Here is a 14864-nt window from a genome sequence, read left to right on the forward strand (position 1 = left end):
ATGTCCGCTCTTTGCGGGCGATTTGATCGCGACATCCTGATTGCCCTTCTGCCATTGCACAAGCGGCATTGGAACAATAGATGGTGCGGCAGCACCTGCCTTCCGGACAGGCTGAAGAAACAGGATCAAGTGCATGACCGACAAGCTCGACGCCGCGAAATTGACGGACCGCGTCGCGGCCCTGGTCGAGGCCGCCAAACGCGCCGGCGCCGATGCCGCGGACGCCGTCGCGGTGCGTGGCCGCTCGACCGGCGTTTCGGTGCGGCTTGGCAAGGTCGAAAACACCGAAGCGTCCGAGGGCGACGATGTTTCGCTGCGGGTCTTGGTCGGCCAGCGTGTGGCCAGCGTATCGGCCACCGCCGCCTCCGATCCGAAGGCGCTTGCCGAGCGGGCCGTCGCCATGGCCAAGGTGTCTCCCGAGGACCCCTACCAGGGTCTTGCCGACCCCGCGCTGCTCGCCGGGCAGACGCGCGATCTGGACCTGTTCGACGCGACGGAAGTGTCGGCCGATCAGTTGAAGGAAGCCGCCCTTGCGGCCGAGGCGGCGGCTCTCGCCGTCAAGGGCGTGACCAATTCGTCCGGCAGCAATGCCAGCGCCGGGCTTGGCGGGTTGGTTCTGGCCACCTCGCACGGTTTTCTCGGCCACTATGTCGCCTCGCGCTTTGCGCGCTCGGCCAGCGTGATCGCCGGCGAGGGCACCGGCATGGAGCGCGACTATGAATTCTCCTCGCGCCAGCATTTTGCCGATCTCGACGCGCCCGAGGATATCGGCCGCAAGGCCGGTGAACGGGCGGTGCGCCGCCTTGGCGCGCGCAAGGCGGCGACCGGACCGGTCGACGTGGTGTTCGACCCGCGCGTCGCGCGCGGCATTGCCGGCCATATCGCCGGCGCCATCAACGGCGCTTCCGTCGCGCGCAAGACCTCGTTCCTGCGCGACATGATGGGCAAGCAGGTGGCCGCTGCCGCCATCACCGTCACCGACGACCCGCTGCGGCGTCGTGGCCAGGCCTCGCGCCCATTCGATGGCGAAGGCGTCGAGGGCGAGAAGCTCCTGATGATCGAAAAGGGTGTCCTCAACCACTGGTTCCTGTCGACATCGGCGGCCCGGGAACTCGGTCTTGTCACCAACGGTCGCGGCGCGCGCGGCGGCTCCTCCGTCTCGCCGTCGTCGACGAACCTCGCCATAGAGGCGGGCGAGCGCTCGCCGGAGGATTTGATCGGCTCGCTCAAGACCGGCTTCTACGTCACCGAAGTGTTTGGCCAGGGCGTCGACATGCTCACCGGCGAATACAGCCGCGGCGCCTCGGGCTTCTGGATCGAGAATGGCGCGCTTGCCTATCCGGTAGCCGAAGTCACCATCGCCTCGAACCTGAAGACGATGTTCCTCAACATGGTGCCGGCGAATGACCTCGACCGTAATTTCGGCACCGCCGCCCCGACCCTCCTGATCGAAGGCATGACCCTTGCCGGAGCATGACCTGACCACTGCCAGCGCCGATCTGGACCTGCCGCTACTGCGCGACGCCGCGCGCGAGGCCGGTCTTATCGCCATGCGCTACTTCGGCAACAATCCGCAGGTCTGGATGAAGGGCGGCACCTCGCCGGTCAGCGAAGCCGATCATGCCGCCGACGCGTATCTGCGCCAGACGCTGCTTGCGGCGCGGCCGGACTATGGCTGGCTGTCGGAAGAGACGGCCGACGATTCGGCGCGGCTTTCGGCGCGCCGCACCTTCGTTGTCGACCCGATCGACGGCACGCGCGGCTTCCTCGAAGGCCAGTGGACCTGGTGCGTCAGCGTTGCCGTCGTCGAGAGTGGCCGCTCGCTCGCCGGCGTGCTCGAATGCCCGGCGATGGAGGAGACCTACTGGGCGCTGCCCGGCCAGGGCGCCTTCCGCAACGACAAGCGCATCGCGGTGCGCAAGCCTGGGGACAAGGCCGAAATTTCAGGATTGAAGCAGTTGATCGACATGGTGCCTGCCGACTGGCAGAAGCGGCTGCAGCGGGCACCCTACATCCCCTCGCTCGCCTACCGCCTGGCGATGATCGCCAATGGCACGCTCGACGCAACGTTCGTCAAGCCGAACGCGCATGACTGGGACATTGCAGCCGCCGATCTCATCCTGCGCGAGGCGGGCGGACATCTGCTCGACCCGAATGGCCGGGCGCCGCTCTATGCCGGCGAGGTGATCCGCCACGGCGCGCTCGCCGCCGGCAGCGGGGACCTGCTGGCGGTGCTTGTCGATGTCATCGCCGGGCTGCATGCCTGAAAGCGTTTTCGACGGTTCCAAAGTCTGCGGCTTTGGTCTAGACCTGTCACAAACTCACGATATGTGAAGGACCGACATGGCCGCGGAAGACGGAAAGAAACAGCTTTTGCATCTGGTGTTCGGCGGCGAACTCAAGAAGCTTGGCGGCACCGAGTTCCGGGATCTTGACGCACTCGACATCGTCGGCGTCTTTCCCGACTATCAATCCGCGCACACCGCGTGGAAAGCCAAAGCGCAAGCCAGCGTGGACAATGCCCATATGCGTTATTTCGTCGTTCATCTGCACCGTCTGCTGGATCCCGATAGCAAGGCCGCCGGTTGACTTCGATGGAGCGTGATCTGGCGAAAGAGCCAGCCAGCGAGGCCGCGCCCACGGGCAGGGGCGGCAGCCGCACGACCAAGGCCTTCTGGCGCAGGATTCGCCAGCCGCTCGCGCAGTCCCGATTCGTCAAAAACGCCATTGCCAGCCTGCTCGCGCAGTTCGTGCGGCTGGTTCGCCTGACCAGCCCCCTGGTCGCCGGATCGGCACGCTTTTCGGGCGGCGCCTATGCCGAGTTCGAGCCGGGGATCATCGCTCTGTGGCATGGCCAGCATCTTTTGACGCCGGCCTATTACCCCAAGCGCAAGCCGCTGGTCGCCATGGTGTCGCGCAGCGCCGATGCCGAACTCAACGCGCTGATGCTGGAGAAGTTCGGCATCGAGGCGGTGCGCGGTTCGGGCGGGCGCGACAATGCCAGGCATCTCGACAAGGGCGGGGCCAAGGCGCTCATCGCCCTCAAAAAGTCGCTCACCGCAGGCAAGAACGTCGCCATGATCGCAGACATACCCCACGGTACCCCGCGCGATGCAGGGCTCGGTATCGTGCTTTTGGCGCGCCTCTCCGGCCGGCCGCTGCTCCCCGTCGCCATCGCCACCAGCCGCCGCAAGGTGCTGGAAAAGAGCTGGGACAAGACCACCATCAACCTGCCCTTCGGCCGCTCCGCCGTGACCATCGGCACGCCGATCTTTGTGGCGGCGGATGCCGACGATGCCGAAATGGAGCGCAAGCGCCAGGAAGTGACGGTTGCCCTCAATGCCGCGACCGCCGAGGCCTACCGTCTCGTGGATGGTTCGCGGTGAGCGGCCGCTGGGCTCGTACCATGTTGTCGGCATATCGTTTTGCCGGCGCCGCCGCTTACCCGTTGGTCGGGCCCTACGTCGCCTGGCGCACCTCGCGCGGCAAGGAAGACCGCAACCGCCGCCGCGAGCGCTATGGCGTCGCCGGCCGGCCGCGCCCAGAGGGACCGGTGATCTGGATCCATGCGGCGAGTGTCGGCGAGACCTTGGCCGTCGTGCCGTTGGTCGAAAGCATCCTCGACTACGGCGTCAACATCGTTCTGACGACCGGCACGGTGACCTCCGCCCAGGTCGTCGGCGAGCGGCTCGGCGACCGCATCATCCACCAATATGTGCCGCTCGATCTGAAGCCGGCGGTCAGCCGCTTTCTCGATCACTGGAAACCCGATCTGGCGATCATCGCCGAATCGGAGATCTGGCCGATGACCATCCTCGAACTCGGTGCCCGCCACGTGCCGCAGGTGCTGGTCAATGGCAGGCTCTCCGATCGCTCCTACACATCGTGGAAGAAGCGGGCCAACCTCGCCGAGGCGCTGTTCGAGAATCTGGCCCATGTCGTTGCCCAGTCCGACGTCGACGGCGAGCGTTTTCGCGCGCTCGGCGCCCGGCCGGTCACGGTGTCGGGCAATCTCAAGGTCGACACGAACCCGCCGCCGGTCGACGACCGCGCGCTTGGCACTTTGCAGCGACAGATCGGCGATCGCCCGACCTGGGCGGCGATCTCGACCCATGATGGTGAGGAAGTGGTCGCGGCGGAAGTCCACGCGATGTTGCACAAGCGTCACAACGGCCTTTTGACGATCGTCGTTCCGCGCCATCCCGATCGGGCCGAAGCCCTTGCCGCGGAGATTTCCGGCATGGGGCTGAAGGTTGCGCGGCGCAGCAAGGGCGACCGTATCGGGCCCGACACCGATGTCCTGCTTGGCGATACGATCGGCGAAATGGGCTTGTACCTCCGCTTGACCGAAATCGCTTTCGTCGGCCGCTCGCTGACCTCCGAAGGCGGCCAGAACCCGCTCGAGCCGGCCATGCTCGACACCGCCGTTCTCGCCGGGCGCAACGTGCAGAATTTTCGCGAGGCCTATCAGCGCCTGCTCGACAGCGGCGGCGCCAAGCTGGTGCGCGACCGCGACATGCTGGCTGGCGCCGTCAATTTCCTCCTGACCAACGAAGTGGCGCGCCACGAGATGATGGCGGCGGGGATCGCGACTGTCGATGAGATGCGCGGCGCGTTGGCACGCACGCTCAAATCGCTCGAACCCTATATCCAGCCGCTGGTGGTCAAGGCGCGCCTGAAGGGCGCGAACGGGCGTTAGCGTGGCCACAGAAGCACCACCATTCTGGTGGGAAGAGCCGGACTGGAAAGTCCTGGCGCTGTCGCCTCTGTCGGCCGTCTACGCGCTGGTCGCCGGTCGCGGCATGCGCAGGGCCCGGCGCGAGAAGATCCAGGCGCCGGTTCTGTGCATCGGCAATTTCACCGTCGGCGGCACCGGCAAGACACCGGTGGCGATCGCGCTCGCCCTACAGGCCAAGCGCATGCATCTGAAGCCCGGGTTTCTGTCGCGCGGCCATGGCGGTTCCTTCGCCGAGCCGCACGTCGTCGATATCAGTCATGACAGCGCCAAGCACGTCGGCGACGAGCCGCTGCTGCTGGCCGAACACGCACCGGTGGCGGTGACGCCCAATCGTGCCGCCGGCGCCCGGCTGCTGCTGGAAAAACACGGTTGCGATTTCCTGATCATGGACGACGGCTTCCAGAGCGCGCGCATCCACATCGATTATGCGCTGGTGGTCGTCGATGCCCGCTACGGGATCGGCAATGGCCGCGTCATCCCGGGCGGTCCGCTCAGGGCCAAAATCGTCGACCAACTGGTCTTCACCAGCGGATTGCTGAAGATGGGCGAGGGCAACGCTGCCGATGCCGTGGTCCGTCTGGCGGCGCGTGCCGGCCGGCCGATCTTCGAGGCGCACACGGAGCCGAGCAGCAAGGCAGGGCTTGCCGGAAAGCGGTTTCTGGCCTTTGCCGGCATCGGTCATCCCGAAAAGTTCTTCGACACGGTGCGCGACGCCGGCGGCGACGTGGTCCTGTCCAGGCCCTTTCCGGACCATCACTTCTACGCCGAGGACGAGCTGGCCGAACTGGCCGCGACGGCGCGGGCCGAAAGCCTTGGCCTAATCACCACCGCCAAGGACGCCACCCGGTTGCGCCACGGCGCCCCGCAGGATTTTCTCGATTGTCTCGACGTGCTGAAAATCGATACGGCGTTCGAGCTCGACCATGTTCCCGAACGCATCATCGAGGAGACGCTCGATGCCTGGCGGCAGCGCAAGCTGAGGGGCTAACCCCGTTTGCGCAGCTCCGGATGCACCTCGATTTCGCGGCGCAGCGAAGCGGTGGCGTTCACATAAGGCTCCTGCCTGCCGACGCTCCAGTATTTCAGCTCGTCCAACGGGATGTTTTCGCCCGTCACCGCGCAGCGCACGAACGAGCCAGGGCTGGTGACCTGGAAATCGCCATCGAGATAGCGGATGCGGGCTTCCTTGCCGCCGGGGCCTTCGAAACGGTTCATCATGCAATGGCACTTGAGTTCATCGGGATTCAATCGCCATAAATCGTGGGCAAGGTCAAGCTTGGCGCAATGCTCATCTGATATTGCTCCATGGCACAATGGTTGTCAGGAAGCGCCATGGACATCGCCAATGCAAGCATGCCGTCTTTGCTGAAAGAAGCACTCACGCCCCAGCCGCTGCCTTCGCCCACGGCCGACCCGGCGACCGCGGCGCTGGTCAAGGCGCTCGTCCAGCCGCCGGCGCCCGTGATGGTGCAATCGGCGCAGTTCGCCAGCCAGGCGCTGCAAGCCTCGCTGCCGCGACCGGCCGCTCAAACCTCGCAACGCCTGTCATCCACCGCGATCGAGGCTGCCTACCGGGCCGTCATGGAGCCCGACGCCCCCAGCCACCATGAACCGCCACGAGCCTCGACGGGCGGGGCAGGGGCGGACACCGATCAGGCTTCGCGCGGCTTCGCCCCGACGCAGATACCGGCCACTGACAGCACCCCCAAACTGGCGCCGGCCTCGGCCCAGTCCACATTCTCGCCGTCCGTCGCTTCCGCCGTGGTGCTGGTCGCGGCCAACGCCAACGCGCCGCAACCGCGCGGCGCCTCCCGCCGTCCGGCGGGCCATGCTCCACGATCCGAGCCAATTCCGTCGTCGCTGTGGACGATATCGATCGTGACGGCCATCGTCTCGGCAGCGACCACCATGATCGTACTTTTTCTGTTTCATTGAGCAGGTATCACGCGATTTCCGACCGCGACCGTCACGCCTTCGAGCCTAATCGCCATCCTGCAGGAAAGCATCCAGCCTTGCCGAAGCAAGCCCGGCCTGTTCGGCAATGCGCCTGGCGAGATCGGCTGCGGCTGCGCGCGGCCGGCCGACCGGACGATCCAGCCAGTAGGAAACCGGATTGAGCGCGGTGCGATCGTCAACGGCGACGAGGCGCCCCGATTCTATCTGGTGTTCGGTGAGCGGCGGCCGCGCCAGCGCGATGCCGAGGCCATGGGCTGCGGCATCCAGCACCAGATTATAGTCCTCGAAGCGCCGGTCTTGCGGGCGCGGCCGGTAATCCATGTCCTGTGCCGCGAACCAGGCGCGCCAGCCCGAAGCGTCGGAATCGTTGATCAGCGGGAATTTGAGCAGCCGGGCCGGGTCGCCACCGCCGATCTCTCGTGCGAGGCCCGACGAGGCGATCGGGAAGAGATATTCCTCGAACAGTTGCACCGAGACACGGCCCGGGATGCGGCCGCGCCCGCAGCGGACCGACAGGTCGATGCCTTCGTCGGCGAGATCGGCCTGACGGTTGTCGACGTCGAGCACGATGCGCAGGCGGGTTGGCTCGTTCTCCAGCGCCGCCATGCGCGGCATAAGCCACAGGCCGCTCACCGATGGAATGGAGGCCAGCCGAACCACCGCGGTGCCGCGCGGCTCCACCCACCGGTCCGAATTGACCGAGATCAGCGCGAAGGCTTCGGTGGTCCTGAGATGCAGGCGATTGCCTTCATTGGTCAGCGACACGCCGCGCGCGCCGCGTTCGAAAACCTTCAGGCCAAGCCAGTCCTCGAGCTTGGCGATTTGCCGGCTGACCGCGCCATGGGTAAGATTGAGTTTTTCAGCGGCGGCCGAAAAGCTCCCCGTGCGCGCCGCCGCGTCGAAGGCGCGCAACGTCTCCAGCGGCAGCATACTGTTCGAGCTGTGATCCATGCTCACAGGTGACCCTCGATTTGGTCGTTTGTCAATTGAGCTGGAAAAGCGTTTTCTGCCCTCGAAATCTGAAGAATCCGAGGCAATGAGATGAGCGCGACGACAGGCACGTTGAATTCGACACAGCGGATGGACACCACGGCCGCCATCGCCGTGGCGCTGACGGTGATCGGCTGGGCCTCCGCCTTTCCCGCGATCCGGGCCGGGCTCGCCGCCTTCCAGCCGTTGGAGCTTGGCGCCCTGCGCTTTGCCATCGCCGCCGTGCCGGCTGCCATCTACCTTGCCGTCAAGCGTCCGGCGCTGCCCAGGGTCGGCGACTTGTGGCGCCTCGCCTTCGGCGGCGCTATTTTCGTCGCGCTCTACACGGCGATGCTCAATTTCGGCGAGCAGACCGTCTCGGCCGGAGCAGCCGGCTTCATCATCAATGTCAGTCCCATCTTCACCGCTATCATGGCGATGGCGCTGCTTGGCGAGCGCTTCTCAGGCTTGGCCTGGATCGGTACCGTCATTTCCTTCGCCGGCATCGGCATCATTGCGATCGCCGACGGGCATGGCCTGCATTTCAATGCCGGCGCGCTGCTGGTGCTTGGCTCGGCACTCTGCTCGGCCGTCAACACCATCGTCCAGAAGCCGCTGTTTGCCCGCCACCATCCGCTGACTATCGCGGCGTCCAACATGGTGCTCGGCGCGCTCTGCCTGGCGCCCTTCCTGCCCGCCGCTCTCCAGCAAGCGGTTGTCGCCAACACCGCCGGCCTCGGCGCCGTCATCTATCTCGGCATCGTGCCGAGTCTGATCGCCTATGCGGCCTGGGCGACCGCGCTGTCGCGCCTGCCGGCGGCGCGTGCCTCGAACTTCTTGTATCTGGTCTCGCCGATGTCGGCGCTGATTGGTTTCTTCTGGCTGGGCGAGGTGCCGACATTGCTCGGCATTCTCGGCGGCGCGTTGGCGCTGGGTGGCGTCATCGTGGTGAATTTGAAGAGGTAAATCAAAGCGCCTTGTGCCGGCCTGTTTAGCAGTCGGTTCACCGCCGCCCGAACAACCGCTCGATGTCGGCCAACTTGAGCTCGATATAGGTCGGCCGGCCATGGTTGCAGGTGCCTGAGCCCGGCGTCGCCTCCATCTGGCGCAGCAGCGCGTTCATCTCCTCGGCCTTGAGCAGCCGGCCGGAGCGCACCGAGCCGTGGCAGGCCATGGTCGCCGCGATCTTGTCCAGCCGTTCTTTCAGCGTTTCGACCGTGTCGTTGTCGGCAATCTCGTCGGCGAGGTCGCGCACCAATTGCTGGACGTTGGTCTCGCCCAGCATCGACGGTGTCTCGCGCACGGCAACCGCGCCCGGGCCGAAACGCTCGATGCCGAGGCCGAAGCGGGCGAGCGTTTCGGAATGCATGGCGAGCCGCTCGGCGTCCTCTTCCGGCAGGTCGATGATCTCTGGCAGAAGCAGCATCTGCGAGGGCACCGGCCGGGAGTGGAGGGCGTTCTTCAGCGCTTCATAGACAAGCCGCTCATGCGCCGCGTGCTGGTCGACGATGACGAGCGAATCCCTGGTCTGGGCGACGATGTAGTTCTCGTGCACCTGCGCGCGCGCAGCACCCAGCACCGCGCCGAGCAGCGTCTCGGTCGGCTCATTCTGCCCGGCGCGCGCATCGGCGCTGGCGAGCGGGCCGGCATCGAACGCCGCCTGGTCGCCCTCGCCGAAGCCGCCGGTTCTTGCATTGCCGCGTTCAAAGCCGGCACCTGCGAATTGCATGTCGAGCGGCCGCTGCGGCGAGCGCGAAGGGTCGAAACCCGTGGGGCCGGAGGCACGGAAAGCTGCTTCGTAGCTGCGATGGCCGTTTGTCGGACCGCCGTGATCATAGGGTGTGGCGCCCGGCCGGAACGCAGCCATCATGCCTGCGGCACCCGTGGTGGCGGAGCGGATGCCGGCATCGGCCAGCGCTTGCCGGATGGCGCCGACGATCAGACCGCGCACGAGGCCCGGATCGCGGAAGCGGACATCTGCCTTGGCCGGATGGACGTTGACGTCGACGATCGCTGGATCGAGCGTCAGGAACAGCACCGTCACGGCGTGGCGGTCGCGCGGCAGGACATCGGCGAAGGCGCCGCGGATGGCGCCGGCAATCAGCTTGTCGCGCACCGGCCTGCCATTGACATAGGCGTATTGCTGCAGCGCGTTGGCGCGGGTGAAGGACGGGATCGACACATGGCCGGTCAGATGCACGCCTTCGCGCATCGCGTCGATGGCAATGGAATTGTCGGGAAAGTCGGCGCCCATCACCTGCGCGACGCGGCGCAGGCTGCCGTTCGCGCTGTCCTCGGTCGCCGGCAGTTCCAGCGTCGTGCGGTCGGAACCGGCCAGCGTGAAACGCACCGTGGGGAAGGCGATGGCGATGCGCTTGACGATGTCGCTGATGGCCGAGCTTTCGGCGCGTTCGCCTTTCATGAACTTCAACCGTGCCGGCGTGGCGAAGAACAGGTCGCGCACCTCGACCGTGGTGCCGCGATTGGCGGCTGCCGGCTTGACGGGTTGGACGCGGCCGCCCTCGATGCCGATCTCCGCAGCGCTGTCGCCTGAAGCCGTGCGCGAGCGGATCGACAGCCGCGACACCGAGCCGATCGACGGCAACGCCTCGCCGCGAAAGCCAAGCGAGCGGATGTCGTGGATGTCCTCGGCGAGCTTGGACGTGCAGTGACGCGCGATCGCCAGCGCCAGCTCCTGCTCCGGAATGCCGGAGCCGTCGTCGGTGACGCGGATCAGGTTCAGCCCGCCGCCCGATGTGACCACCTCTACCTTGCTTGCACCGGCATCGAGCGCGTTCTCGACCAGTTCCTTGACCACGCTCGCCGGACGCTCGATGACTTCGCCGGCGGCGATCTGGTTGATCATCGTTTCGGAAAGCTGTCGAATGGGCATGATCTGATCTTACATGGATTCGGTCGGTGCGTGCGAGGCCACTTTACGCCTGCGCGACCAGCCAGTCTCTTACCTTACGGGCATTGTCCGAGAGCTCGCGGTTCTTCGGCCAGATGACGTAGAACGCGGTGCCCGTCTTCATGACGTGGTCCGTTACCGGCACCAGCAGCCCGGTCGACAGCAGCCGCTCGACAAGGTGGCGCCAGCCGAGCGCGATTCCTTGCCCTTCCATGACCGCCTGGATCACGATCGCATAGTCATTGATGCGCAAGCCACGCTCCGCATTGCGGAGGCTGGCGCCGGCCGACTGGAACCATTCGTCCCAGTTCGGGGCCTCGCGATAGGGCTCCTCCAGATGAATGAGGCGGTGTGTCGCCAGTTGCTCCACGGTCTCAGGCCGGCCGAATTTCGTCAGATAGCTGGGACCCGCGACCGGAAAAATCTCTTCGTCGGAGAGTGATAACGAATGGTAGTCCGGCCAGTCGCGTGGCACGCCTCCGCGCACGGCGAGCGGAATGCCTTCGGCGATAATGTCGAGATCGCGGTCGCCGGTCTGGATGCGCAGGTCAATGCCCGGCAGCTCGTCGCGGAACCGCTGCAGGCGCGGCATCATCCAGAACGAACCGAAGGCCGTCGAGGCGGCGAGCGTCACATGGCCGCCGGTCGCCTGCAGGCGCAGATCCTCCGCCGACTTGCGGATGTGGGAAAGGCCGAGCGAGACGTCGGCATGGAAGCGCTCGCCGGCCTCGGTCAGGCTGACCTGGCGATGGCGGCGCTGGAACAGCTGGGCGCCGAGCTGCTCCTCCAGGCCGCGCACCGCATAGGAAACGGCAGCCTGGGTCATGCCGAGCTCGCGCCCGGCGGCGGTGAAGCTCGACAGCCGGCCCGCCGCCTCGAAGACGATCAAGCTGCCGGCGGAGGGCAGGAGATGGCGCAGGTTTCGCATAAGCACAGCTTATACAAGAGATCAGGATTTTCCAGCGTCACAGCTGTATTTCACCTCGCTAAGTTGACCTGGATCGAAGGGATGGAGGCTCCATGAACGCACCGGCCGCTGAATTGACCGAGCAAACCCATCGCCGTGGCGGTGGCCGTCTCGGGCGCAAGGCGCTTCGTGGGGCACCGATCGCGTCGTTCCCAACCCTGGTCCGTCAGATTCCGGTGTACCAGATGGTTCCGGACGAGGCGGTGGAGCTGATCCACGAGGAATCGCTCAAGATCCTCGAGGAGGTCGGTTGCGAGTTCCGCGACGACGGAGCGATCGAGCTCTGGAAAGCGGCCGGAGCCGATGTCAGGGAGACACGTGTGCGCATCGACCGCGCGCTGCTGATGGAACTGGTCTCGAAGGTTCCGCCGGAATTCACGCTCAATGCGCGCAATCCCGAGCGCACGGTTCGCGTCGGCGGCAAGAACTCGATCTTCGTGCCGATGTATGGCGCGCCCTATGTCCGCGACCTCGACAACAACAGGCGCTACGGCACGCTCGCCGACCTCAACAATTTCCACAAGCTCGCCTATATGGCGCCCGCGCTGCACTCGTCGAGCTCGATCATCTGCGAGCCGATGGAGATACCGGTGCCGAAGCGGCATCTGCACATCATCCAATCGGCGCTGAAACATTCCGACAAGCCGTTCATGGGCATCGTGACGTCGAAGGAGCGCGCCGAGGACACGATGGCGATGGCTGGCATCGTCTTCGGCGAGGAATTCGTGCGCGACAACCCTGTGCTGGTGGCGATCACCAACTGCAATTCGCCGCTGGTGTGGGACGCCACCATGATCGACGCCATGCGGGTCTATGCGAGCCACAATCAGCCACTGATCCTGGCGCCTTTCGCGCTGTGCGGCGCCTCCACCTCGGCTTCCGCCGTCGGCGCGGTGGCGCAGGTCAACGCCGAGGCGCTTGCGGGCGTGGCGCTGACCCAGCTCATTCGCCCCGGCTCGCCGCAAATCTACGGTCAGTTCATGGTGACGGTCGACATGAAGACCGGCGCGCCGATGGGCGGCACGCCGGAGGCCGCGCAGATGATGTATCTGATGGGCGCATTGGCGCGGAAATACAAACTGCCATGGCGCACCTCGGGCTTCCATGTCGGCTCGAAACTCAACGATGCCCAGGCCGGCTATGAGGCGAACATGCTGATGCATGCAGCCATTCTTGCCGGCGCCAACTACATCTGGCATTCGGCCGGCTGGCTGGAAGCGGGTCTCACTTGCGGTTACTCGAAATTCGCCACCGACTGCGAACAGCTCGTCGGATGGTACAAATACGCGGGCGGCCTGCCTTTCGACGATTTCAAGGACGCGATGGCGGCGATCCGCGAAGTCGGGCCGCAGGGCCATTTCCTCGGCACCCAGCACACGCTCGAGCATTTCGAGAAGGCTTTCTTCATGCCGAGCATCATGGACTTCAACTCCTACGAACAATGGAAGGCGGAGGGGGCGAAGGACCACGACACGCGCGGCCGCGAGAAGGCGCGCAACATGCTCGCCGATTATGAAGAGCCGAAACTCGACGAGGGCATCGCCGACGGTCTCAAGGATTTGATCGCACGGCGCGAGGAAAAATTGCCCGACAGCGTTAGTTGAAAGAAAACGGGCGAAGACCCGACGGAACCAATGGGAGAACGAAAGATGACGATTTTTAGAAGCAACGGCGATCGCGTCCCGGCCGCCATCGAGGCGATGGCCGAAGAGGCCCGCGCTGGCCGCATGGACCGGCGCGAGTTCCTGGCGCTGGCGAGCGCCTTCGGCGCTTCAACGGCTGTTGCCTATGGCATGATCGGGCTCGCGGTTCCGACAAAGGCTTTTGCCGATGAGCCGAAGAAGGGCGGAACGCTGCATGTCGCGATGTCGGTCAAGGCGCAGAAGGATCCGCGCACCTATGACTGGACAGAGATGGCAAACGTCACCCGCGCTTGGCTGGAGCCGCTGGTTCGCTATACCCGCCAGTTCACTTTCGAGCCGGTGCTGCTGGAAAGCTGGGACATCAACAACGACGCCACCGAATATACACTGCACCTGCGCAAGGGCGTCACTTGGAACAATGGCGATGCTTTCAACGCCGACGACGTGATCGTCAATCTGAACCGCTGGTGCGAGAAGGGTGCCTCCGGTAATTCCATGGCCGCGCGTGTCGGCGCGCTGATCGACGCCAAGACCGGCAAGGCGAAGGACGGCGCCATCACCAAGGTCGACGACCACACAGTGAAGCTGAAGCTTTCCGAACCCGACATCTCGATCATCCCGAATTTCACTGACTATCCGGCGCTCGTCGTGCATCGCGACTTCGACAAGGACGGCGCCGACCCGATCAAGAAGCCGGTCGGTACCGGAGCTTTCGAACTGGTGTCCTACGCTGTCGGGACAAAGGCGGTCGTCAAGCGACGCGAGAACGGCAAGTGGTGGGGTGGCGAGGCGCCGCTCGACGGTGCCGAATTCATCGACTACGGCACCGATTTCAACGCCACGGTGAGCGCCTTCGACTCAGGCGAGATCGACGTCGATTTCGAGACGCCGGCCGATTTCATCGACATCCTCGACAAGATGAACCTCGTGAAATCGGAAGTCGCGACGGCGACCACGCTGGTTGCCCGCACCAACATCACGCACAAGCCCTACGACGATCAGCGGGTCCGTAACGCCCTGCAAATGGCTGTCGACAACAACGCCGTCCTGCAACTCGGCTATAATGGCCGCGGTACGGTGGGCGAAAACCACCATGTCAGCCCGATCCATCCGGAATACTATCCGTTGCCCAAGAAGACGCGGGACGTGGCGGGCGCCAAGAAGCTGATGGCCGACGCTGGACAGGCCAACTTCGAGCATGAACTGATCACCGTCGAGGACGAATGGCAGAAGAACACCGGCGACGCGATCGCCGGCCAGTTGCGAGAAGCCGGTATCAAGGTGAAGCGTACCGTTCTGCCTGGCTCGACCTTCTGGAACGACTGGACGAAATATCCCTATTCCATGACGATCTGGTACATGCGCCCGCTCGGCGTGCAGGTGCTGGCGCTCGGCTATCGTACGGGCGAGGCCTGGAATGAGACGGCCTATTCCAATCCGGAATTCGATGCCAAGCTCAAGCAGGCGCTGGCCCTGAGTGATGTCGCCAAGCGCAAGGAGGTCATGAAGGATGTCGAGCAGATCCTGCAGGACTCCGGCGTCATCATCCAGCCGTTCTGGCAGAAGCTCTACTGCCACATGAACAAGAAGGTGAAGAACTACGGCATGCACCAGACCTATGAAATAGATCTCCAGAACGTCTGGCTGGATGCCTAACTCCTCAAGACCGCCAAAAAGCTG

The 14864-nt window shown here is 65.0% G+C and carries 14 protein-coding genes; 10 read left to right on the top strand and 4 right to left on the bottom strand.

The genetic code is table 11. From position 1 onward, the window contains the following. The first annotated feature begins 133 nt into the window (after positions 1–133). From FJW08_RS04005 to lpxK, 6 genes are all read left to right on the top strand, one after another. Entirely contained in the window at positions 134–1477 is a 1344-nt protein-coding gene (locus FJW08_RS04005; RefSeq protein WP_140808996.1) for a TldD/PmbA family protein, read from the top strand. After that, the gene (locus tag FJW08_RS04010) at positions 1464–2267 is read left to right on the top strand and encodes a 3'(2'),5'-bisphosphate nucleotidase CysQ (RefSeq protein ID WP_140808998.1); all 804 of its coding nucleotides are present in this window, start codon (positions 1464–1466) and stop codon (positions 2265–2267) included. The genes FJW08_RS04005 and FJW08_RS04010 overlap by 14 nt, the downstream gene beginning before the upstream one ends. Positions 2268–2343: 76 nt before the next feature. Next, positions 2344–2589: a DUF4170 domain-containing protein gene (locus tag FJW08_RS04015; protein WP_140809000.1), complete on the top strand. Its 246-nt coding sequence runs from the start codon at positions 2344–2346 to the stop codon at positions 2587–2589. A 5-nt stretch (positions 2590–2594) separates the two neighbouring features. After that, a complete protein-coding gene (locus tag FJW08_RS04020; RefSeq protein WP_140755628.1) occupies positions 2595–3386 on the top strand; it encodes a lysophospholipid acyltransferase family protein in 792 nt (263 codons plus the stop codon). Next, a complete protein-coding gene (gene waaA, locus FJW08_RS04025) occupies positions 3383–4699 on the top strand; it encodes a lipid IV(A) 3-deoxy-D-manno-octulosonic acid transferase (RefSeq protein WP_140809002.1) in 1317 nt (438 codons plus the stop codon). The genes FJW08_RS04020 and waaA overlap by 4 nt, the downstream gene beginning before the upstream one ends. Before the next feature lies 1 nt (position 4700). Next, the gene (gene lpxK, locus FJW08_RS04030) at positions 4701–5726 is read left to right on the top strand and encodes a tetraacyldisaccharide 4'-kinase (RefSeq protein WP_140809003.1); all 1026 of its coding nucleotides are present in this window, start codon (positions 4701–4703) and stop codon (positions 5724–5726) included. On the opposite strand, the gene FJW08_RS04035 is transcribed toward lpxK, so the two are convergent. Continuing rightward, a complete protein-coding gene (locus tag FJW08_RS04035) occupies positions 5723–5956 on the bottom strand; it encodes a DUF2093 domain-containing protein (RefSeq protein ID WP_140755625.1) in 234 nt (77 codons plus the stop codon). The genes lpxK and FJW08_RS04035 overlap by 4 nt on opposite strands. A 114-nt stretch (positions 5957–6070) precedes the next feature. On the opposite strand from FJW08_RS04035, the gene FJW08_RS04040 reads away from it, so the two are divergent. After that, positions 6071–6673 carry a hypothetical protein gene (locus FJW08_RS04040; protein WP_140809005.1) on the top strand — a complete coding sequence of 201 codons (603 nt, stop codon included), beginning with the start codon at positions 6071–6073 and terminating at the stop codon, positions 6671–6673. 45 nt (positions 6674–6718) lie between these two features. Here FJW08_RS04040 and FJW08_RS04045 read toward each other — a convergent pair whose 3' ends face one another. After that, positions 6719–7645 carry a LysR substrate-binding domain-containing protein gene (locus tag FJW08_RS04045; RefSeq protein WP_140809007.1) on the bottom strand — a complete coding sequence of 309 codons (927 nt, stop codon included), beginning with the start codon at positions 7643–7645 and terminating at the stop codon, positions 6719–6721. Between the two features lie 90 nt (positions 7646–7735). Between FJW08_RS04045 and FJW08_RS04050 the strand changes: the two genes are divergently transcribed. After that, positions 7736–8629 (top strand): DMT family transporter, encoded by an 894-nt coding sequence (locus FJW08_RS04050; RefSeq protein WP_140809009.1) that lies wholly within the window; start codon positions 7736–7738, stop codon positions 8627–8629. A gap of 37 nt (positions 8630–8666) precedes the next feature. Here the strand turns inward: FJW08_RS04050 and mutL are convergent, their stop codons facing one another. Both mutL and FJW08_RS04060 read right to left on the bottom strand, forming a co-directional pair. Continuing rightward, complete coding sequence (gene mutL, locus FJW08_RS04055; protein ID WP_140809011.1) at positions 8667–10556, bottom strand: DNA mismatch repair endonuclease MutL; 1890 nt, start codon at positions 10554–10556, stop codon at positions 8667–8669. A gap of 43 nt (positions 10557–10599) precedes the next feature. Continuing rightward, complete coding sequence (locus tag FJW08_RS04060) at positions 10600–11502, bottom strand: LysR substrate-binding domain-containing protein (RefSeq protein ID WP_140755620.1); 903 nt, start codon at positions 11500–11502, stop codon at positions 10600–10602. Positions 11503–11594: 92 nt separating this feature from the next. Between FJW08_RS04060 and FJW08_RS04065 the strand changes: the two genes are divergently transcribed. Beyond that, a complete protein-coding gene (locus FJW08_RS04065; RefSeq protein ID WP_140809013.1) occupies positions 11595–13145 on the top strand; it encodes a trimethylamine methyltransferase family protein in 1551 nt (516 codons plus the stop codon). A gap of 45 nt (positions 13146–13190) precedes the next feature. After that, entirely contained in the window at positions 13191–14840 is a 1650-nt protein-coding gene (locus tag FJW08_RS04070) for an ABC transporter substrate-binding protein (RefSeq protein ID WP_140809015.1), read from the top strand. Positions 14841–14864 lie beyond the last annotated feature (24 nt).

The sequence above is a fragment of the Mesorhizobium sp. B3-2-1 genome, from assembly GCF_006439515.1.
Lineage (GTDB): Bacteria > Pseudomonadota > Alphaproteobacteria > Rhizobiales > Rhizobiaceae > Mesorhizobium.

Bases quoted from the DNA above. Each gene is read 5' to 3' on its own strand.
- FJW08_RS04005 (WP_140808996.1), top strand. From the start codon at position 134: ATGACCGACAAGCTCGACGCCGCGAAATTGACGGACCGCGTCGCGGCC.
- FJW08_RS04015 (WP_140809000.1), top strand. From the start codon at position 2,344: ATGGCCGCGGAAGACGGAAAGAAACAGCTTTTGCATCTGGTGTTCGGC.
- FJW08_RS04045 (WP_140809007.1), bottom strand. From the start codon at position 7,645: ATGGATCACAGCTCGAACAGTATGCTGCCGCTGGAGACGTTGCGCGCC.
- FJW08_RS04040 (WP_140809005.1), top strand. From the start codon at position 6,071: ATGGACATCGCCAATGCAAGCATGCCGTCTTTGCTGAAAGAAGCACTC.
- FJW08_RS04070 (WP_140809015.1), top strand. From the start codon at position 13,191: ATGACGATTTTTAGAAGCAACGGCGATCGCGTCCCGGCCGCCATCGAG.
- FJW08_RS04035 (WP_140755625.1), bottom strand. From the start codon at position 5,956: ATGATGAACCGTTTCGAAGGCCCCGGCGGCAAGGAAGCCCGCATCCGC.
- mutL (WP_140809011.1), bottom strand. From the start codon at position 10,556: ATGCCCATTCGACAGCTTTCCGAAACGATGATCAACCAGATCGCCGCC.
- FJW08_RS04050 (WP_140809009.1), top strand. From the start codon at position 7,736: ATGAGCGCGACGACAGGCACGTTGAATTCGACACAGCGGATGGACACC.
- FJW08_RS04060 (WP_140755620.1), bottom strand. From the start codon at position 11,502: ATGCGAAACCTGCGCCATCTCCTGCCCTCCGCCGGCAGCTTGATCGTC.
- FJW08_RS04065 (WP_140809013.1), top strand. From the start codon at position 11,595: ATGAACGCACCGGCCGCTGAATTGACCGAGCAAACCCATCGCCGTGGC.
- FJW08_RS04020 (WP_140755628.1), top strand. From the start codon at position 2,595: ATGGAGCGTGATCTGGCGAAAGAGCCAGCCAGCGAGGCCGCGCCCACG.